The sequence below is a fragment of the Mesorhizobium sp. M6A.T.Ce.TU.016.01.1.1 genome (assembly GCF_003997065.1).
Lineage (GTDB): Bacteria > Pseudomonadota > Alphaproteobacteria > Rhizobiales > Rhizobiaceae > Mesorhizobium > Mesorhizobium mediterraneum.
The window spans coordinates 319,885-338,004 of record NZ_RZTJ01000002.1 but is presented as its reverse complement, the minus strand read 5'-3'; the positions used below and the strand labels follow the sequence as shown (position 1 = coordinate 338,004).

At 60.7% G+C, this 18,120-nt stretch carries 16 protein-coding genes and 1 pseudogene; 5 read left to right on the top strand and 12 right to left on the bottom strand.

Annotated features, from left to right (window positions below; genetic code table 11):
* Window positions 1-140: 140 nt before the first annotated feature.
* Window positions 141-767 carry a CDP-alcohol phosphatidyltransferase family protein gene (locus EOC94_RS04945; protein WP_126103056.1) on the bottom strand — a complete coding sequence of 209 codons (627 nt, stop codon included), beginning with the start codon at window positions 765-767 and terminating at the stop codon, window positions 141-143.
* A gap of 355 nt (window positions 768-1,122) precedes the next feature.
* Between EOC94_RS04945 and EOC94_RS04940 the strand changes: the two genes are divergently transcribed.
* Window positions 1,123-1,596, top strand: a complete 474-nt coding sequence (locus EOC94_RS04940; protein ID WP_095486364.1) for a phosphatidylglycerophosphatase A — start codon at window positions 1,123-1,125, stop codon at window positions 1,594-1,596.
* 161 nt (window positions 1,597-1,757) lie between these two features.
* On the opposite strand, the gene EOC94_RS04935 is transcribed toward EOC94_RS04940, so the two are convergent.
* From EOC94_RS04935 to EOC94_RS04905, 7 genes and pseudogenes are all read right to left on the bottom strand, one after another.
* Entirely contained in the window at window positions 1,758-2,450 is a 693-nt protein-coding gene (locus EOC94_RS04935) for a class II aldolase/adducin family protein (RefSeq protein ID WP_127288901.1), read from the bottom strand.
* Window positions 2,447-3,896: pseudogene (locus EOC94_RS04930) on the bottom strand (FGGY family carbohydrate kinase). Before EOC94_RS04930 ends, EOC94_RS04935 begins: the two are co-directional and overlap by 4 nt.
* 4 nt (window positions 3,897-3,900) lie before the next feature.
* The gene (locus tag EOC94_RS04925) at window positions 3,901-4,749 is read right to left on the bottom strand and encodes a sugar phosphate isomerase/epimerase family protein (RefSeq protein WP_127203999.1); all 849 of its coding nucleotides are present in this window, start codon (window positions 4,747-4,749) and stop codon (window positions 3,901-3,903) included.
* Between the two features lie 6 nt (window positions 4,750-4,755).
* Entirely contained in the window at window positions 4,756-5,751 is a 996-nt protein-coding gene (locus EOC94_RS04920; protein ID WP_127288899.1) for an ABC transporter permease, read from the bottom strand.
* On the bottom strand, window positions 5,748-6,749 hold the full coding sequence (locus EOC94_RS04915) for an ABC transporter permease (protein WP_127288897.1): 1,002 nt from the start codon (window positions 6,747-6,749) through the stop codon (window positions 5,748-5,750). Before EOC94_RS04915 ends, EOC94_RS04920 begins: the two co-directional genes overlap by 4 nt.
* Window positions 6,742-8,256: a sugar ABC transporter ATP-binding protein gene (locus EOC94_RS04910; protein ID WP_127288895.1), complete on the bottom strand. Its 1,515-nt coding sequence runs from the start codon at window positions 8,254-8,256 to the stop codon at window positions 6,742-6,744. Before EOC94_RS04910 ends, EOC94_RS04915 begins: the two co-directional genes overlap by 8 nt.
* An 84-nt stretch (window positions 8,257-8,340) precedes the next feature.
* Complete coding sequence (locus tag EOC94_RS04905; RefSeq protein WP_126103063.1) at window positions 8,341-9,330, bottom strand: autoinducer 2 ABC transporter substrate-binding protein; 990 nt, start codon at window positions 9,328-9,330, stop codon at window positions 8,341-8,343.
* Window positions 9,331-9,540: 210 nt separating this feature from the next.
* Here EOC94_RS04905 and EOC94_RS04900 point away from each other — a divergent pair, with 210 nt between their 5' ends.
* Window positions 9,541-10,599, top strand: coding sequence for a LacI family DNA-binding transcriptional regulator (locus EOC94_RS04900; protein WP_126103064.1), 1,059 nt, complete (start codon window positions 9,541-9,543; stop codon window positions 10,597-10,599).
* A gap of 270 nt (window positions 10,600-10,869) precedes the next feature.
* Here EOC94_RS04900 and EOC94_RS04895 read toward each other — a convergent pair whose 3' ends face one another.
* A complete protein-coding gene (locus EOC94_RS04895; protein ID WP_126103065.1) occupies window positions 10,870-11,514 on the bottom strand; it encodes a hypothetical protein in 645 nt (214 codons plus the stop codon).
* 441 nt (window positions 11,515-11,955) lie between these two features.
* Between EOC94_RS04895 and EOC94_RS04890 the strand changes: the two genes are divergently transcribed.
* Both EOC94_RS04890 and EOC94_RS04885 read left to right on the top strand, forming a co-directional pair.
* Window positions 11,956-12,867, top strand: coding sequence for a hypothetical protein (locus EOC94_RS04890; protein ID WP_127288893.1), 912 nt, complete (start codon window positions 11,956-11,958; stop codon window positions 12,865-12,867).
* A gap of 83 nt (window positions 12,868-12,950) precedes the next feature.
* Window positions 12,951-14,441 (top strand): FAD-dependent oxidoreductase, encoded by a 1,491-nt coding sequence (locus EOC94_RS04885; RefSeq protein ID WP_127288891.1) that lies wholly within the window; start codon window positions 12,951-12,953, stop codon window positions 14,439-14,441.
* Window positions 14,442-14,487: 46 nt separating this feature from the next.
* Here EOC94_RS04885 and EOC94_RS04880 read toward each other — a convergent pair whose 3' ends face one another.
* The 3 genes from EOC94_RS04880 to EOC94_RS04870 all read right to left on the bottom strand — a co-directional run bounded on the left by EOC94_RS04880 (window position 14,488) and on the right by EOC94_RS04870 (window position 16,762).
* Entirely contained in the window at window positions 14,488-14,925 is a 438-nt protein-coding gene (locus EOC94_RS04880; RefSeq protein WP_127288889.1) for a DUF2267 domain-containing protein, read from the bottom strand.
* Between the two features lie 160 nt (window positions 14,926-15,085).
* A complete protein-coding gene (locus tag EOC94_RS04875; RefSeq protein WP_127288887.1) occupies window positions 15,086-16,492 on the bottom strand; it encodes a Do family serine endopeptidase in 1,407 nt (468 codons plus the stop codon).
* A gap of 63 nt (window positions 16,493-16,555) precedes the next feature.
* A complete protein-coding gene (locus tag EOC94_RS04870; protein ID WP_127288885.1) occupies window positions 16,556-16,762 on the bottom strand; it encodes a sugar phosphorylase in 207 nt (68 codons plus the stop codon).
* A 363-nt stretch (window positions 16,763-17,125) separates the two neighbouring features.
* On the opposite strand from EOC94_RS04870, the gene EOC94_RS04865 reads away from it, so the two are divergent.
* Complete coding sequence (locus tag EOC94_RS04865; protein ID WP_245465497.1) at window positions 17,126-18,052, top strand: NADP-dependent oxidoreductase; 927 nt, start codon at window positions 17,126-17,128, stop codon at window positions 18,050-18,052.
* Window positions 18,053-18,120 lie beyond the last annotated feature (68 nt).

Sequence of the window (18,120 nt, the reverse complement as noted above, 5' to 3'; positions counted from 1 at the left end):
GCCAGCGCCTCACGTTTTCCAACGGCCAAACCGTTGTCATGACCACCTTTTCTGGGTCAGGGCGCGGGAGCAGGTCGACCGGACGGGTCCCCCCAGGTGAGGCGGCCGTCATCGATGCTTGCGTTATGGATTTCACCGTCTCACGGCTGCTTCGCGTCCGCTCGTTTGAGCATCGCAAATGCGCGATTGGTCCGTTGCAGCGCTGTGGCGTTTGCCAGCAGCGCGTAAAACGCGAACCCGCCCGTGAGAATCCAGGGCGAAGTGGCGCCCATGGCGATCGCGATTCCGTCGGCGACCAATAGCACGCAAATGAACACCAGACGTTCCATCCGTTCGAAGAAATCCGGCCACGCCTGATTTTCTATGGGAATTTCGATCGCCGTCCGCGCCTTGGCGTAGCTGGTGAGGATTCCGCCGGCGAACGCGATCATTGCGATCGCCCACAGATCGGCGACCCAGCCTATTGCCGCAAACACGGCAAGTTCCTGATACCGGTCGGCCATCGCGTCGAAATAGCCACCGGCCTTGGTGCTCATATGTCTCCGACGGGCAACCGCGCCGTCCAGCGCGTCGAAGGTAAACGCCAACGCGAGGCAAAGGCCAAAGGCAAGGGTTGACTGGTGGTACACATAGGCGGCGCACGACAAGGCGACGAGCACCAGCCCGCCTGATGTAACCTGGTTCGGGGTCATGCCGATCCCGATCAGCGGGGAAGCGGCGTGCTCCCATAGCGGGTCGATGCGACGTTTCATGAGACCGGCGATCATGATGACTTGGCTCCTCTGATGATGTCGCTTTGCGAAGCTTAACCGGCAAATTGTGGGTTCGTTCCAGCCCGTCGGCGCAGATCGAGGTGGTCAGCGCGGTCGAGACCGGATCAGGCTCTTCCCCGGCTCAAGTCTTGGCGAATGCGCCCATGGATTGAGGCAGTCAGAGAACTGTCAAGCCGACGGCGAAACACAAAAGCTCCGGTCGCTGCGATAACATCCGATGTTGTTTCGAAGTTTCTGCAATGCCCCTTGTGTCCGCCGTCGCAAATCGACCGGCGGTCTAGCGGCAGTAATCGGAAAGATGTGAATATAATGCCTATTTACAATTCACGGGGAAGCCGCCCGAAACTCGATGCGTAAATTTCTGCCTAAGTTCGCTTACCTGCTCGCGACCTCGGCCGGCGCAGGATTATCCCCGTTATGGCCGGGCACGGGCGGCGCGGCTGTTGGAGTGGTTCTTGCCGCGATCCTGATACCTGCATCGCCTTGGCTGGTCGTGGTTGCCTACATGGCCGTATTCGCCGTGGGAGTATGGGCGTCGTCGCATGTCGTCTCCCGTACCGGAACGGAGGATCCGCAGATCGTCGTCATTGACGAGACCTTCGGTACCGCCGCAACACTTTCCATGCTGCCGCTCGACCCGGTCTGGTGGGCAGCAGGTTTCCTTGCATTCCGGTTTTTCGATGTCGTCAAACCCTGGCCCATCCGCGTCATGCATGACAAGGTAAGGGGTGGTCTCGGCATCATGCTGGACGACGCGGCTGCGGCTGTGTTCGCCGGGGCGTCGCTGCTCTTGCTGAACGATTTGATTCAACGTTTGTCATAAGGGCGACATTCAGTCTTCACCTGCCACAGTCGAGCTCAAGGCGGCGATTGGGATAAAGCGAGAACGATTGGCAGGCGATCCCTCAGCCTCGCACAGCCGCCGCCAGTCCGCTGCCCACGCGGCCTCAGGCATCTCTCCACTAAAAATCTGCCAAAGCCGTGCTAGGCCGCAGCACCGCGCGGCCGCGCCAAATCGTTCGTTCCCTCCGGATCCGGCGCTTGGCCATAGCTCATCTTCTTCATCTGCTCGATCACCCGCGCCATCTCCTCGTCGGAAAGGACCGGCGGCTCGCCAAGGGTAAGCGCCTGGACATACATGCGCGACAGGGTTTCGACCTCGTTCGCCAGCCACAACGCAGCTTCCATGGTCTTGCCGAGCGAAATCTGACCGTGCTGGCCGAGCAGGCAGGCGCGGCGATCCTTGAGTGCAACCAAGGCATTGTCGGACAAGGCCTGCGTGCCAAAGGTTGCGTAGCCCGCGCAGCGAATGGTCGTACCGCCCGCCACTCCTGTCATATAGTGGAAGCTCGGGATCGTCTTATGATGGCAGGCCAGCGTCGTAGCATAGAGCGAGTGGCAATGCAGCACGACGTTGATCTCCTGCCGCTCCCTCAAGATGTCACGGTGGAAGCGCCACTCCGAGGAGGGTCGTCGGCCGACATAGGTGCCATCAAAGCCCATCTCGACGATGTCTTCGGGCGTCATCGTTTCGTAGGGTAGCGATGAGGGCGTGATCAGGAAACCGTCGCTGGAGCGCACCGACAGGTTGCCGGCATTGCCCTGGTTGATACCGCTGGAGTTCATCCGGCGGCAAACATCCACCATCTCGCGGCGCAGAGCGCTGTCATCAGTCATCGGTCAGTCCTTCTGTCTTGTCTCGGAAGAATGTGTCTGTTTGCCAGTTCGCGCCACCGCTGCGCATAGGCCGCGAGCGCCGCACGATCGCCGGCAAAGGCGGCCGGCAGGCTGAGCGCGATCGGAGCCGGCGTGTCACGAGCTTCATGTTTGCCAAGTAATGCCGCACCCGAAGCGGTGCCGTAGGAGTCGAGGTTGTAAACCGTTTCGGCGTTTGGCCGCAGCGCGGCAACCAGCATGGCGTAGAGCGGGTCCCGCAGGAAGGTGCCATGCAACCAACCCGTTTTCCTTCAGCGCATCGATACATTCCGCTGTCAGCAGCGCGGCATAGAGCACCGCGAGCGCCTTGCGCTCCTCAGGGGTTTCTGCAGGCGGCCCTTCAAACCGGCCGCGCCCAGCGCTGCCGGGAAACAGTCCGTCATCGTCGCCGAACGACGGCAATGCGAAGGTGCCTCGCCCAATCAACGAACTGACCAGCGCGGCGTCGGCCGCATTTCCTTCTTGCCCCTGCCCTGCCACATGACTGAACTCTCGTCCGCCCATGGTCAAAACACCGCCAACCGGGCGTCCTGTCACGTCGCTGTTTAGCACCATTCCGCGATTTTCATCGAGTTGGTCGAGAGGTGTCGCGGCGCACATTCCGACAATCCAGGTTCCGGTGGAGATCACGCAGGCATCGCGCATGCCTGCCGCCTGATAGCGGTAGAGGTTCAGGCTGCTGTCGTGGCCGCCGGTCAGAACAGACAGCTTTTCCGATATGCCGTGCCGGCGCGCTAGATCCTGCCGGATTGGCCCCAACGTCTCCCATGCCGGATGGAATGGTGGCATGAGGCGCTTCCAGCCCTGCCCCGCCACAATGGGCGACCACTCCTTGCGCACGTTGTTCCATAGATGTGATTGCGCCGAAAGAACCGTCGTTTCGGCCGATGGCACGCCTGACAGCCGCCAGGCCCAATATTGGGGCAAGCCCAGATACCAACGAGCTTGAGCGACGCGCTCCGGATCAACCTGCTGCATCCAATACAGCTGGCGCGCCTGGTGGGCGGCCTTCAGCATGATCGAGCTGCCGCGATCGAAGAAATCGCCCGAAAGCGGCGCGTAGCCATCGCGAATTGCAGGCGGCAGGTCCTGCTCGTAGTCAATCATCGGCAGGGCGGAAGTGTCGTCGGGATCTGCGTTCACCAGAACCCCCGCGGAGCCATGTCCGGTGCCGACCATTTTTTCCAACGGATGACGACCGCACAAAGTGGCGAGCGAGCCGAACAGCCAGTCGCTAATGCCATTGAGATCGTGGTGCCGCCAAGGTGGACCGGGGCGCACTTCGTTGCGGACGCAGAGGCTCTCCGCGAGCATGCCGTCGAATGTCATCGCGGAGAGCTTTATATTGGTCTTGCCGACATCGAGGACGGCGATCCTTGCGCCGTCCACCTTCTGCGCGTCACCCATCGTTTCAGATCAGACCGTATTGGCGAGCCTTGTTGCGCAGGAACGGCAAGCCATTGCCCATCACTTCGGCCTCGTCCTTCGCGACTGGCCGCCAGACTGAGAGACCGTAGGAGACTTCCGGCGGCATGTTGATGAAGCTTTCCATGGCAAGTCCGCCCTTGAAGCCGATCGCCGCCAGCGTCGCGTAGATCTCGTCCCAGGGGCAGTTGCCGGTGCCTGGTGTGCCGCGATCGCTCTCAGACAAGTGGATGTACTTCAGATAGTCGCGTGCGGCCAGAATGCCATTGGCGGCCCCCTTCTCCTCGATGTTCATGTGGTAGGTGTCGAGATGAACAAAGATGTTGTCGGCCCCGACCTTCTCGACCATCCAGACGGCCTGCGCGCCGGTATTGATCAAATGGTTCTCGTAGCGGTTCACCGCCTCGATTCCGAGCTCTATGCCGCGCTTTTTGGCGTGCTTGGCGGCGACGGTCAGCACATGCGCAATATTGTCGTATTCCTTCTCGGTCGGTGGCAGGCCGGTGCGTTCGCCGATACCGCCGAAAATCACGCCGGAAAGCGCCAGCGCGCCCATCTCGGCGGTCTTGTCGATCGCCACTTCGAGATGTTCGATGGCAGCATCCGGCCGCACCGAGGCCCAGGCGCGCTCCGGCAGGCCAAGCGAGCAAACGGCAGGAAGATTGTGCTGTTCGAGCAAGGCGCGCGTATGCGCGGCATCGACCGCCGGCGCGTTCAGAAGCGCGATCTCGATAAAGTCCATCCCGTATTTGACCGAAGCCGCGATCGCCTTCTCAGCGCCGGCCCGATCCCAGTTCATCGTCCACATCGAGGTGTGGACCCCAAAACCATGCATCTCAACTCACCCTCTGTTTGTGTTTAGGAATTTGAGGCGCCCGGCAAGCCAGCGCAGGATCATCACCGTGATCATCAAAATGCCCCAGACTGCCGTCGCAAGATGCTGGTTTGCGCCCATCAGATTGAGCCCTGAGGACAGAAGCTGGAGCACGACCAGCGCAACGAAGACTGGGATCACCCGACCGAAGCCGCCGAACGGATTGACCCCGCCAAGAAAGCAGGCAAGCACGGTGATCAGCAAGTAAGACTCGCCGTGGCCGACACGCACCGAATTGAAGCGCGCCAGCATGATGATACCGGCGACCGCGCACATCGCGCCGGACAGTGTGTAGACGAGAACCTGTACCTTGCGCGTATTGATACCGGAATAGCGCGTGGCTTCGATGTTGGAGCCGATCATGTAGGTGTTGAAGCCTAGCTTCATGCGTGTCAGCAGGATGTGCCAGATCAGCACGCTAGCGATGAAGATGAGCAACGGCACCGGAATGCCAATAATCGAACTATAGCCGATCCGCGCCAGGAACCCGGGAATGCCGGACACGTCGCCGCCCCGCGTCAGGAATTCGCCGAGACCGCGCAGGAAGATCATCATCGACAGCGAGACCAGGATCGGGTGAGCCTTGGTGTAGGCGATGACGAGCCCCATGATCAGCCCACTCAGTGCTCCGACCGCGACGGCAAGGACCGAGCCAAGGACAAAGGCGCCGATGCCCGCGTCGACGCCTCCCTGGCTTTGCAGTACCCAAGCCAGCGTCAGGCCGGCCATGTTGGCCGTGAAGGTGATGGCCAGGTTTAGGCCGCCGGTCAGGATCGGCAGCAGCATAGCGAGTGTGAGGAGGCCGAGCTCCGGCAGCTGGAAGGCGACGGATCCAAAGGTGGCGCGGGAAAGGAAGTTCGGCGCGGCAATGCCGAACACGACCATGACCACCGCGAACGCGGCAAGCGGACCTGCCAGTTCGGGGCCAAGCGCATTGCGGGCGCGGTCAATCAAAACCGTCATGAAGGCACCCGTCGGCTTTTCAGGAACGGCAGCAGGCGTTCGATGCTCGTGTTCGACAGGGTGATGGCGGCAAGAATGATGGCGCCGACGATCATCTTGAACGCGAAAGGCGACACACCCATCAAATTGAGTCCGTTCTGGGTGATCGAGACCAACAGAACGCCCAGAATGCAGCCAAGCACGCTGCCTTTGCCGCCGCCGAGCCGCGCACCGCCAAGGACTGCCGCTGCCAGGACGTCGAGTTCGCGCCCATAAAGGGCGTTCGGCACGACTTCCTGCGCGTAATGCGCTTGGACGAGACCGGCGATGCCCGCCATCAGGCCAAGCCAGCCGAAGGCGATAAATTGCATGGCACCGATATTGATGCCGAAGCGGCGCGCGCCCTCCGGATTATCGCCAAATGCGTAGAGCTGGCGACCTGTGGTGGTGCGCGTGATCAACGCCCAGGTAGCGAACACGCATATCGCCATAATGAGCACAGGTAGGGTGATCTCGGCCCAGCTGCCGTCAGCCATCTCTCGCTCGAACAGCACGACGCGGGTGGTGAGCCAGTCTGGCAGATTGTAGATCGACACGCCGCCTGTGAAGAACATCAGCAAGCCGAAGAAAATGTTGAAGGTCGAAATCGTGGCGACGATCGAGATGATCCTGAACCCGTGGATCAAGAAGGTGTTGACGCAGCCCAACGCGACGCCCAAAGCGCCAGCGATGATGAGGCCGACAATCCAATTCCCGCCGCCGACCCAACCGAGGACAGTCGCCGTCAGATATTGCACAACGGAGGCAGCAACCGCGAAGGAGATGTCAATTCCGCCGGCAATCAGCACGACGAGCAGGCCGACAGCGAAGATGATGTTGACCGAGCTGGTGTTGAGAAGGTCAAAGGCGTTGCCGAGGGTGAAGAACCGGTCTGTCGCAAGCGAGAGGAAGACGCAGATGACTGCGATCACGGCGAGCAAAGCCAGTTCCGTTGCGTGGGAGCGGACAAACCTACGCATAGACCGCCTCCTCGATCGCCTGGAGGGTCGTGCAGCCCGGTGCATATTCGCCGACAATGCGCCCCTGAGCCATGTGCAGCACACGGTCCGCATTGAAATAGACTTCAGGGACCTCATCCGAGATCAGGATAATAGCCAGGCCGCTGTCCGCCAGTTTGGAAACGATGTCGAAAATGCCGGCGCGCGCGCCGACATCGACGCCGACTGTCGGTGCGTCGAGGATAAGCAGCTTTGGATCGGTCGCCAGCCATTTTGCAATGGCGACACGTTGCTGATTTCCCCCTGACAGCGTCGAGATCGCGTCGTTCTGGTTTCCGATCTTGACGCCGAGATCCCTTATCCAGCGATTGACCAGAGATCGCTTGCGATCGCTCGAAATCAAACCGCGCGAAAGGATCTTGTCTAGCGACGCGATCACCATGTTATCGGCGATTGCCTGGGGCTGAATGAGACCGAGCGACAGCCGGTCTTCCGAAAGATAGGCGACGCCGGCGGCGATCGCGTCACGGTTGGAACCGAAGCGAACGGGGTTGCCCTCCAGGACGACAGAGCCCGACTTCGGCTTGCGCATGCCAAACAACGTCAGCGCGAGCTCGGTGCGCCCTGCCCCGAGAAGCCCGGTGATGCCGAGCGTCTCGCCGCGCCGGACCGTCAAGGACACATCCTGGAATTCGCCGGGCCGCGACAGCCCCTTGACCTCAAGCATGACCGGGCTCGTGCCTAAATCCCGGTGCAGGACGGAATAGCCGAAGGTCTTGCCCGTCATCAGTTCGGTGATGCGCGATTGGGTCAGGCCTTTGGTTGGATAGACGCCAACGAGCGCGCCGTCGCGCAGCACGGTCACGCGGCTGGAGATTTCAAGAACCTCCGCCAGGCGATGGCTGACGAACACAACGGCGACGCCCGACGCCGACAGATTGCGCACGATATCGAGCAGATAGTCGGTTTCGGATTGAGTGAGCGACGCCGTCGGCTCGTCCATGAAGACGAGCTTCGCCTGGCCGACGAGGGCGCGCGCGATTGCTACGATCTGCCGCTGTGCGATGGGAAAATGGTGTAGTGCGAGATCGACATCGAGATAAACACCAAGACGTTGCAAGGCGTTGGTCGCGACACGGCGCATTTCGGCATAGTTCACCAGCCGCGGCCAACGGCCGATGACAGTCTGGAACGCGATATTCTCGGCGACAGTCATCTCGGGAAACAGGGCGAGGTCCTGCCAGATGACCTGAATCCCGCCGGCTTGCGCGGTTACCGGCGACATATGGGAGTAGCTCTGGCCGTCATAGTCGATCACGGCGCCCGCCTCGGGCTTGTACACGCCTGTGATGACCTTGATCAGCGTGCTCTTGCCGGAGCCGTTCTCGCCGGCGAGGCAATGCACCTCGCCCGGCAGCACCTCAAAGCTGACATTCTTCAGCGCCTTCACGCCGCCGAACGTCATGTTGACGTTGCGGAGCGACAGCAACGGCCGTGATGCGGCGCCATCGAGTGCCTGATCAGCCATCGAGTTGAACCCTGGATCCAATCGGTTGCAATCCTGCAGCCGGGCGGCTCGAGGCCAGCCCGGCTGCCATAGCCTTGGGAGGCTTTACAGGCCCATCGCCGCGAGATCGTCGACAGTATCCTTGTTGATTGGGACCAGCTGATCGACGATGATGTTACGGTTTTCGAAGTCGGGCTTAACTGTCCCTAGTCCTTCGATCGTATCACCATCCTTGATCTCGTTGCCCTTCATGAGATGGTCGGCCAGCGTGACGAAAACCTCGCCCGCCTGCTTCGGATTCCACATGAAACCGCCGGAGATCGCGTCGTTTTTGATGAGCTTCTGGCCCTGGCCTGGCGAGAATGGCCCGAGCACGAAAATTTCGCCCACCTTCCGGCGCTCTTCGATTGCGCGGCCAGCGCCGATTGGCCCTTGGCTGCCGAAGGCGAGAAAGCCCTTCAAGCCGGGATTGGCGGAGATCAAGTCAAGTGCAGTGCTGCGGCTCTTGTCCACATCCTCGGCGACGCCATAACGTTCGCCGACAAGTTTCATGTCGGGATTGTTCTTCTTCAGATACTCGATTGCCGCATCGGCCCAGGCATTGTGTAGCGGCACCGTCAGCGAGCCGACGAACACTGCATACTCACCCTTGCCGCCCATCTTCTCCGCCAGGAGCTTGGCATGAGCTTCGCCGAAGCCGGTGGCGGACGCGAGTTCGAAGTCCCAGTCGGCGCCCTTCTGGCCAGGCGATTCATGCGTGATGACGATGATGCCGGCGTCCTTCGCCTTCTGCAGCACTGGTTCGAGCACTTTTGCATCATTCGGCACGACACCGATGACTTTGACGCCCTGAGCGATCAGATCCTCGATTGCGCGAACTTGCAGTGCCGGATCAGCGCTGGTCGGGCCGACCATGAATGCGTCGATCCCGAGCTTCTGGCCGCGCTCCTTGATTCCCGCCTCCATAGCGTTGAACCACGGAATGCCGCCGATCTTGACGACGACGCCGACCTTGCCGGCCTGCTGTGCCATCGCAGCGAATGAACCGCCAAGCATAAGGGTCGCGGCAAGCGCCGCGATCATGAGCTTTTTCATCTGTACTCCTCCCATAACGTTCCTAGTGGAAACACACTCGAGCCGTCGAACGACGGCGGCCGTTAGAAACCTCCCCGAAAAGACGGGACACTCCCCCATCGATCATGCAGCGGTTTTCGCTTGCACAATCGATGGTGCAGAAACTATTGTGCATCGAGAAGCTCTCGTCAAGCGGGATGTTGCTCTAAAAAGACGCGCCGGAGGCGCCAGATGGATCAGCGGGTCAAGAAGAAGGCGACGATCTATGATCTGTCCGTGCTATCGGGTAGTTCGCCGTCGACCGTGAGTGCCGTGCTGAACGGCACCTGGCGCAAGCGCCGTATCAAGGAAAGTACGGCGGAAACAATTCTCGGCCTCGCCGAACGCCACCAGTACACCACCAACCTGCAGGCGCGGGGTTTGCGACGCTCGCGATCGGGCCTGGTCGGCCTTATGCTGCCCGTCCACGACAATCGCTACTTCTCCTCCATGGCGCAGACGTTTGAGGGGCATGTGCGTAGCCGCGGTCAATGCCCGGTGGTGGTCAGCGCCAGTCGCGACCCGGAAGAGGAACGGCGGACCGCGGAGACGCTGATCTCTTATTCAATCGACCAACTCTTCATCGTCGGCGCCACCGATCCGGACGGCGTGCATGAGGTCTGCGAACCGGCGGGGCTGAAGCATATCAACATCGACCTGCCGGGAGCGAAGGCGCACTCGGTGATCAGCGACAATTATGAGGGCGCGCGGATGCTGACGGAAGCAATCATCCGCCACTTCGGCAATGACGATCCCCTACGGCCGGACGAGCTGTTTCTGTTTGGCGGCCGCAACGACCACGCCAGCCGCGAACGCATCGCCGCATTCCATGCGACCAAGAAGGCACTGCTGGGCGCCGACCCTGACGACGGTGTGCAGTCCTCCGGGTATTCGCCCGATATAACTTTGCGTGCCTTCGAGGCGTTTTACCAACGCCATGGCAAGCTGCCGCGCGCGCTGTTCGTCAATTCGTCGATCAACATGGAAGGTCTGCTGCGTTTCATGGCAGGCCGTCCGGCGGAGATGTTTAGCGAGCTTGTTGTCGGTTGCTACGACTATGATCCGTTCGGCTCATTCCTGCCCTTCCCGGTAATCATGGTGCGGCAGAATGTTGAGGCGATGATTACGAAGGCGTTCGAGCTTATCGATGAACCAACGACGCCGCCGCAGACATTCCTGATTACGCCAGAGTTGATCCAGCCCAGGTCTGCGCTGAAAGGGCCGCTGGACACGCTCAAGGATATGGCCTGAGTGTGAACGGCGCTACAGGGTGACCCCGCCCGCCCTGAAATTATCGTGCCGGTCGGCATTGAGATCCCTTGCCCAACCACATCTTGCCGCAGAAGACGCAGAATCTGTTCTCCGGAAGTGCCATCGCCCCTTTCTCCTGGCGGCTTCGGCCCACAATGATCCTACATTGGAGCCACGCTCGCCATCTCCCGTGCAAAGCGTTCACGAGAGTGTCGCCGTTCCCAATACGGGAGCACGTGGGCGCCTGAAAAAGGTCTACAGCACCGGGCGCTAGAAGCGATAACGGATTCCAAGAGTGTTCGCATTAGAACCCTCTTTCATATTTCCGAATGTACCGTCGGCGCCGGATCTATGGTGGAGTTGGTAGACGAGTTCGACATTGGGTGCTTGCCTGACTCTGAAAGAAAGCTCCGCACCAACGAAGCCGAGGAATGATGCATCGCCATCGTCGCGGATTTCGCGATTGCGCTCGATCTCGGTGGGGCCCGTAACGGCACTAAATCCAGCCGTCACTGCGGGCGCGATCGCCAGATCACCAATGACAAGGCCCTGATGGCGAAGTCGCGCTCCGGCCCAAAGTTCGCCAGACGTATCATCGTCCTCGCCAAATCTTATGGCCGCGCCGGTGACGCCACCAAGAACAAAACCAGCGCCTATATCGACGAGATCGCGACCATATGCGGCCCCGATTATGTAGTTGTCTGTGTAGTTGGCATCAAAAAGGTCGATCGTATCCCCGAAGGACCCGCGAGCAAAGACGCCACCAAAGACATAAACATCGTTCTTCGTCGGCAGACCGTCTGTGAAAGGATCCTGGGTCGCTAAATAGATAAAGGGAGAGCTGTCATCGGCGCGTCCAGAACTGACTGAAGTGCTCAAGATCACCGCAGCCAGGGCCGCTTGCAGTCCGCGCATAGACAAGCTCCGAATCGATCCCTCAGTCGACCATCCATCCTTCGTGAATTTCACGAGGAAGAACAAGGTGCGAATTGGTTTATCGCCAGAATGCTGAATGCGGGTACGTTCTGGTAGCTCGAACCCTTTGCCAGCCGGCGCGCAACGACAATGGCCGCAGTCAGACGGCCGGTCCGGCGAAACGGGCTTTCTTGAGAAGGGCGGAGCGAACTCGAAACGCCGCCCATCTTCTGTTCTTATTGCGACGGCCAAGGAACCCGCCGCCGACCAGTTCGTTTCGCGATATCTGACGCAGACTAACCGGAGGCAAACATGCTCGACATGCCGCATGCTCGCAATCGCAGCGTCGACGCGCATATAACCCGGCGGGACTTCGCTCGGGCCGGAACATGCCAAGACCGGAGCACCCGTACTTATCCGTTAGAGCTTTAGATCGCGGCTATGCTGCGCGACGTTGACTATGTCTTGCGAAAGCTCGACTGGATGCGCGCCGAAGGCATCTGGCCCAACGGTCTGCGCTACCTTTGGACCGATGCTTTCGGGGTCGTACTCTATGTCTCGCTTTACAAGGAGCTCGGCGAGGAACGTTGGCTGGGTGAGGCCGAGCGACTGGTGGCGGAGGTCGAGCGTGTGCTCGGTCGTCTGCGCGGAGTGAGGATCGGCGAAGCGGCAGATCGCGACGGACAGTATTTCCATTACCTGGCGATGTGGCTGTTTGCCTTGGCGCGTCTCGGTGATCTGAAGCCGCGATACCGCACGCGCGGCATCGCGCTGGCGCGGGACATTCATCCGGCCTTCGTGATCCCCGGCCGCGGCGTTATCTGGAAGATGCAGGAGGATTTGAGCAGACCTTATCCCGGCTACGGCCTCGGCAGCATGGACGCCTATGATGGCTACGTCTCCTACCGGATGCTCGACGAAGACGCACTTGCGCCCGAGATCGCGCAGATGCGTGACCTGATGGAGCGCGACTGGCGCACCCTCGACATCGAACAGGATCTCGGCCTCGGCATGATGCTGTGGCTCGCGCACTTCTTTCCTACCGAGCCATGGGCTGAGGCGCAGACGAAACGTTCGCTGGCAACGTTGGAAACGATGTGGGTCGACCCGCCGGGTTGTTTCAGCCGCGCGCCGTGGCTGCGCGATACGAAGTTCGCCTTCACCAATTACGGCGTGTCGCTGGGCCTTCAAGCCGCCGGCGTCTGGCCGGAGCGTGTCGAGAGGCTGAACCCTTTCTTCGAGAACTGGCGCTCCGGCGACGAATACGATCGCGAGGCGATCACCTGGGTGATGGCTTGCACCTCGCATCTTCCCGGTGCGTTTGTAGCTTCCGGACGGCCAAGGACCGATTGAAGACGGTAAATCCCGGGAACGTTCTCGCGCCGGCGCGGGTTGTCGATGACAAGTGCATCGAAAACGCAAAGGATGCAGGTGAAATGGCCATTCTTTCGGGAAAACCGGGAAGCTGTTGGGTGGCTGCCGCCACCGCTACAAACTATCCCCCGCTCGATGGCTCGATCCATGCGGAGGTGGTTATCGTGGGCGCTGGGATTGTCGGGCTGACGACGGCGCTTCGCCTTTGCGAGGCCGGTCGGTCGGTAATCGTCGTCGAAGGCTTGCGGACAGGCGGCCAGGTGACCGGCCGCTCGACGGCCAAGATCACGACGCAGCACGCGCTGATCTATCGCCATCTCATCGACACATTCGGCCGGGACATGGCGCAAGCCTATGCCGATGCGAATTCCGCCGGCGCCGTCCAGATCCGGGAATGGGTTCGCAACTATGCCATCGCCTGCGATCTCGAGACCAAGGACGCCTATACCTACACCTGCGACACAAGCCGGGGCGCGGAGATCGCAGCCGAGGCAGAGGCCGCGCGCCAGGTTGGGCTGGACGCCGATGTTCTCGAGCGCGCGCCGCTGCCTTTCGAAACGGCCGCCGCTTTGCGTTTTTCCGACCAGGCGCAGTTCAATCCGGCGGCGTATCTGGTTGGCCTGGCTCAGGCGGTGACGGCCCGTGGCGGACGGATTTTCGAAAACAGCCGCGCGATCTCGATTGGCGAGGCAAGCCGCTGGCGCGTCGTCACCGAGGGCGGCACCGTTCACGCCGAATATGTGGTCGTCGCCACCAACATGACAGTGAAGAGCCCCATCGGCATGGCGAACCGGACCCAGCCGCGCTGCCACACTGCCATGGCGTTTCGGGTCGATGACCCTCTTGCTGTCGACGGCATGTTCATCGGCATCGACGATCCGACGCACTCCATCCGCACGGGCCGCGATGCCGAAGGCCCGCTGCTGGTCACGCTCGGCCCCAAGTTCGATACAGGCCAGGACGGCGACGTCGCGAAACGGTTTGTCGAGCTGGAGCAATGGGCAAGAATTAGTCTTCCAGTTGGAGACATTGCGTGGCGCTGGTGCAACGAGGACTATGACACGGCCGACAGAGTTCTGTATGCCGGCGAGCCCGATCCGGACAAAGCCTCCGGTTTTCATATCGCCACGGGATTCAACGCCTGGGGCATCACCAACGGAACGGCCGCAGGCACGATGATTGCGGATTTGATCTGCGCTCGGCCGAGCCCATGGCAAAAACTCTACGATCCGGCGCGGTCTTATCCTGAGGACTTTCACAAGAATGGCCGCAGCCAATCCATTGTCTCAAGCGTCGACGACATAGCGCCGGGCATGGGCGGTGTGATCGTCAGGAGTGACGAAAAGATCGCGGCGTGGAGAGACGCTGAAGGGGTGCTCCATCCCGTTTCCGCGGCATGCACCCACAAGGGCTGCACCGTGACCTGGAACAACGCTGACAACACCTGGGACTGTCCTTGCCATGGCTCGATCTTCGCTGCCGACGGTTCGGTCATCCACGGCCCGGCTCGAAAACCGCTATCCCCGGCCGCGCTGTGGAAAGGCGACGACTGACATGGCCCGGCGTCACGGCCGGGATCGTCGAGATTCCCGAGTCATCTCACGCCGCTTGCTGCGCTTCCGCGACGCGCCTGATTTCTGCTGGCAAGGATTCCCAAACCTTGATCATCTGCCCCTCTCCCACGTGGTGAGCGAGAACCTTGGATACGACCTTGAATGCATCCTTGGAATCGACCGGTCGGGTGAACTCCAGCTCCGCCTTGATTTTGGCTAGAAACTCATCGAGCGATCGCAACTTCTCTGGCGTCTTGGAGGGCTGATATTGGTCATAATAGGCACCGCGCACGAGGATCGGCAGCTGCGAACCGAGATGGGCAGCAAGATCCGGCTGCATGCGATCCCGCAGGGCGTGGAGCACCGCCCCAAGAACGTGCCATGCGATCTGCCGATCCGGTCCGATCTCGGCCATGATCTCGTCAAGCCAGATGTTTGTGGTCTGCAGCGTCTTGCCGAATACGTCGAGTCCGGTGGCGCTCATCGAAGCCTCCTTTTTCTGCCAACTGTTCGAACAACTCATTGGACGAAACGACCTTGGTCGGCTGTTGTTCCCGTTGCCAAGCGTAAAGACCCTGGCCCGCAAAAGCGTGTGATCCGTCCGGCCAAGCTTACGCTCATGCGTTCCTATCAAGATTTGCCCGTCAAGATTTGGCCATAGCCACGGCAACGAAAAGCGTTTGCCCTTGCCTGTTGATGCGGAACAAGATGGGCTTGTTCTGTTGACGGGATTTCGTCCACTCCGCTTCGATGTCGGACGGCTGGCTTACGTTCTGATTGTTGGCCGAAACGATCACGTCGCCCGCGCGGAGGCCGCTTTGGTCGGCGAGGCTGTTCGGCGCCACTTCTTGCACGAACAGCCCGGTGGTGCCCGGCGGGAGTCCGAGTTGCTGGCGCGCCTCATCGGGGATGGGACTGAGCGACAGCCCGAGACGTTGGTCCGCCGCTTCCGGTCCGGGAATGGCGCCGGTCTGTTGCTCTTCATCGTCACGCTGACCGATGGTCAGAGCTATTTCCTGCTGGCTGCCCCCGCGGTTTCTTGTGAGCGTCGTCCTTGTCCCCGGCTTTTGGCTCGCAGCCGCGAGCGTCAGGTCGTGAACGCTCTGGATGTCCTTGCCGTTAAAGCGCGTTATCACGTCTCCCGCCTGTATGCCTGCCTTCTCCGCCGGACTGCCGGGCTCGACCGAGGCGACGAGCGCTCCCTTGCTGCCCGGTATTCCAAGCGCCTCGGCAATCGAGGGCGTGATCTCCTGGAGACGCACTCCGATGAAACCGCGCTCGATCCGACCAGTGCGGATCAACTGGTCGACGATCCTCTGCGCGGTCCGGGATGGCACGGCGAAACCAATGCCTATGCTACCGCCCGAAGGCGAGACGATGGCTGTATTGACTCCGATCACTTCGCCGCGTGCATTGAACAGGGGACCGCCGGAATTGCCCTGATTGACGGAGGCATCCGTCTGGAGAAAGTCGTCATAGGGTCCAGCCTGAATGTCGCGCGAACGGGCTGAAAGCACGCCGACGGTAACGGTCCCACCAAGCCCGAACGGACTGCCGATCGCGATCGTCCAGGCGCCGGGCTGCACTGCATCGGAGTCACCCCAGGCGGTCGTTGTCATATTGGGCCGCGGATCGACCTTCAGCACCGCGATGTCGGTCGCCGGATCCCGGCCGACGAGCCGCGCAGGCGAAATCTGCTTGTCGGAGAATACGACATGGATTTCGTTTGCATCGGCAACGACATGGTTGTTCGTGACGATGTACCCCTCAGGGCTGATCACAAAGCCGGAACCAAGGGCCTCTCGCACCTGTGGTTGCGCCGGTTCGAGGCCGGGACTACGGAAAGGACTAAAAAAATCGTCCAGCGTCGTCTGGCCCTGGATAATCTGTTTGGTCGTTATGGCGACCACGGCCGGAATTTTCTCGCGCACGATCGCCGTGAAGTCGTTCGGGATTTCCTGGGCTGCGAGCGAAGCAAGGCCGCCGGCTGGCAATATCAGAATTGCGGCAATCAGGCCGGCGCAGAGTCTTTTGTACAACACCGGAAACATGGTCTGAGACTCCTTCAGCGTTCAGTGATCAAGCATATGGCCGCTCCAGCAGGCGCAAGCCGCTCACCAGCGGATTACGACGACCTTGTCGTTCCCATTGGTGAGTTCGACAGCTTCGGTGCCGTCCGGCTTGTGGCTTTCGATCCGGGCGCTTTCTACTGTTTCTATGCCAGCAATGTTGGCCGCAAAGGCCTCGTCAATCTCGGCAGTACAGACCAGGGTATCCGGTGGCAGATCCTTCACTTGGTCCATCAATTCGCGAAGCTTCATGGCGAATCTCCTTGGGACAGCTACAGGCCCGGATTCTTTCGGCCGCCATTCCAACCATGTCCCTCCAGAAAAGTTCCCAGACGAGATTGCGGGGATGTCACAGAATGATCTCTGCGCCAGGCCTCTCGTAGAGCGCCAGAGAACGGTCTTTGAATGCCACGATCGACCTCGGAAGTTCATTGGAACTTCCGGCCCGCAATCCGGTTAGGTGGGCAAGGATTTGAAGCGGATTGAGTGGAAGATGATGTCCTCAGTACTTGGTGAGAATCCGCGCTCGACTGCCAGGATCGCAGGCTATCCCATTCACCCGATGCTCGTCCTTTTTCCGGACCTGCGCTGGACCCCGAAACGAGGAGGAAACCCATGGCGACCATGAAAGCAGTTCGTATTCATACTTTTGGCGGGCCAGAGGTCCTTTCGCTGGACGAGGTTCCCTTGCCTCAGCCCCGTGACGACGAGGTCACGCTCAAGGTCTGCGCAGCAAGCGTCAATCCTGTTGACTACAAGACCCGAGAAGGATCGGCGGGCGGGGATCTGCCCGTTACGCTCGGCCGCGACGTGTCCGGCGTGGTGGAGCTGTGCGGCACGCGGGCTCATACGTTGAAGAAGGGCGATCCGATGTTTGCCATGCTTGGCCCCAACCGCGGCGGGAATGCCGAATACGTCGTCGTCAAGGCGACGGAGGCGGCAGCAAAACCGGAACGGTTAAGCCACGTGGAAGCCGCCGCCGTGCCGCTTGCCGGCATTACAGCGTGGCAGGGCCTTTTCGACCATGGCGACCTCAAATCCGGGCAGCGGGTTCTCATCCATGGCGGCGCCGGCGGTGTCGGCCATCTGGCGATCCAGTTTGCCAAGGCTGCGGGCGCGTTTGTCGCGACGACCGTTGCTGCCGAGGATTTCGATTTCGTCCGCAAGCTTGGCGCCGACCAGGCCGTCGACTACAAGAACCAGCGCTTCGAGGACGAGGTCGAGGACATCGATATGGTTTTCGATCTGGTCGCGGGCGACACACAGGATCGCTCCTGGAACGTGCTGAAGCCCGGTGGGATACTTGTTTCCACCGTTTCTGAGCCCTCGGCCGAACAGGCACGCCTGCATCAGGCGCGTGGCGTTTCCTATCTGGCTGAGCCAAACGCGGCGCAGCTTGCGAGGATCAGCCGCCTCATCGACGCCGGCAAGGTAACTCCGTTCGTGCAGGCAACTTATCCTTTGGAGGAGATCGCCAAGGCCGAGGAACGGCTGGAGAGGGAACATACGCGCGGCAAGATCGTGGTTGAGGTGGCCGCCTGAGCCCGGAATGCTCAAGTTCAAAGTGAACCAGTTCTGCTGGCAAGCCATTCGGGAGGTGATCGGTGCGT

Coding starts and splice junctions, on each gene's coding strand:
- EOC94_RS04880 (WP_127288889.1), bottom strand. CDS start 14,925: ATGAGCGCCACCGGACTCGACGTATTCGGCAAGACGCTGCAGACCACA.
- EOC94_RS04865 (WP_245465497.1), top strand. CDS start 17,126: ATGGCGACCATGAAAGCAGTTCGTATTCATACTTTTGGCGGGCCAGAG.
- EOC94_RS04890 (WP_127288893.1), top strand. CDS start 11,956: ATGCTGCGCGACGTTGACTATGTCTTGCGAAAGCTCGACTGGATGCGC.
- EOC94_RS04870 (WP_127288885.1), bottom strand. CDS start 16,762: ATGAAGCTTCGCGAATTGATGGACCAAGTGAAGGATCTGCCACCGGAT.
- EOC94_RS04915 (WP_127288897.1), bottom strand. CDS start 6,749: ATGCGTAGGTTTGTCCGCTCCCACGCAACGGAACTGGCTTTGCTCGCC.
- EOC94_RS04920 (WP_127288899.1), bottom strand. CDS start 5,751: ATGACGGTTTTGATTGACCGCGCCCGCAATGCGCTTGGCCCCGAACTG.
- EOC94_RS04905 (WP_126103063.1), bottom strand. CDS start 9,330: ATGAAAAAGCTCATGATCGCGGCGCTTGCCGCGACCCTTATGCTTGGC.
- EOC94_RS04895 (WP_126103065.1), bottom strand. CDS start 11,514: ATGCGCGGACTGCAAGCGGCCCTGGCTGCGGTGATCTTGAGCACTTCA.
- EOC94_RS04945 (WP_126103056.1), bottom strand. CDS start 767: ATGATCGCCGGTCTCATGAAACGTCGCATCGACCCGCTATGGGAGCAC.
- EOC94_RS04875 (WP_127288887.1), bottom strand. CDS start 16,492: ATGTTTCCGGTGTTGTACAAAAGACTCTGCGCCGGCCTGATTGCCGCA.
- EOC94_RS04900 (WP_126103064.1), top strand. CDS start 9,541: ATGGATCAGCGGGTCAAGAAGAAGGCGACGATCTATGATCTGTCCGTG.
- EOC94_RS04935 (WP_127288901.1), bottom strand. CDS start 2,450: ATGACTGATGACAGCGCTCTGCGCCGCGAGATGGTGGATGTTTGCCGC.
- EOC94_RS04925 (WP_127203999.1), bottom strand. CDS start 4,749: ATGCATGGTTTTGGGGTCCACACCTCGATGTGGACGATGAACTGGGAT.
- EOC94_RS04885 (WP_127288891.1), top strand. CDS start 12,951: ATGGCCATTCTTTCGGGAAAACCGGGAAGCTGTTGGGTGGCTGCCGCC.
- EOC94_RS04940 (WP_095486364.1), top strand. CDS start 1,123: ATGCGTAAATTTCTGCCTAAGTTCGCTTACCTGCTCGCGACCTCGGCC.
- EOC94_RS04910 (WP_127288895.1), bottom strand. CDS start 8,256: ATGGCTGATCAGGCACTCGATGGCGCCGCATCACGGCCGTTGCTGTCG.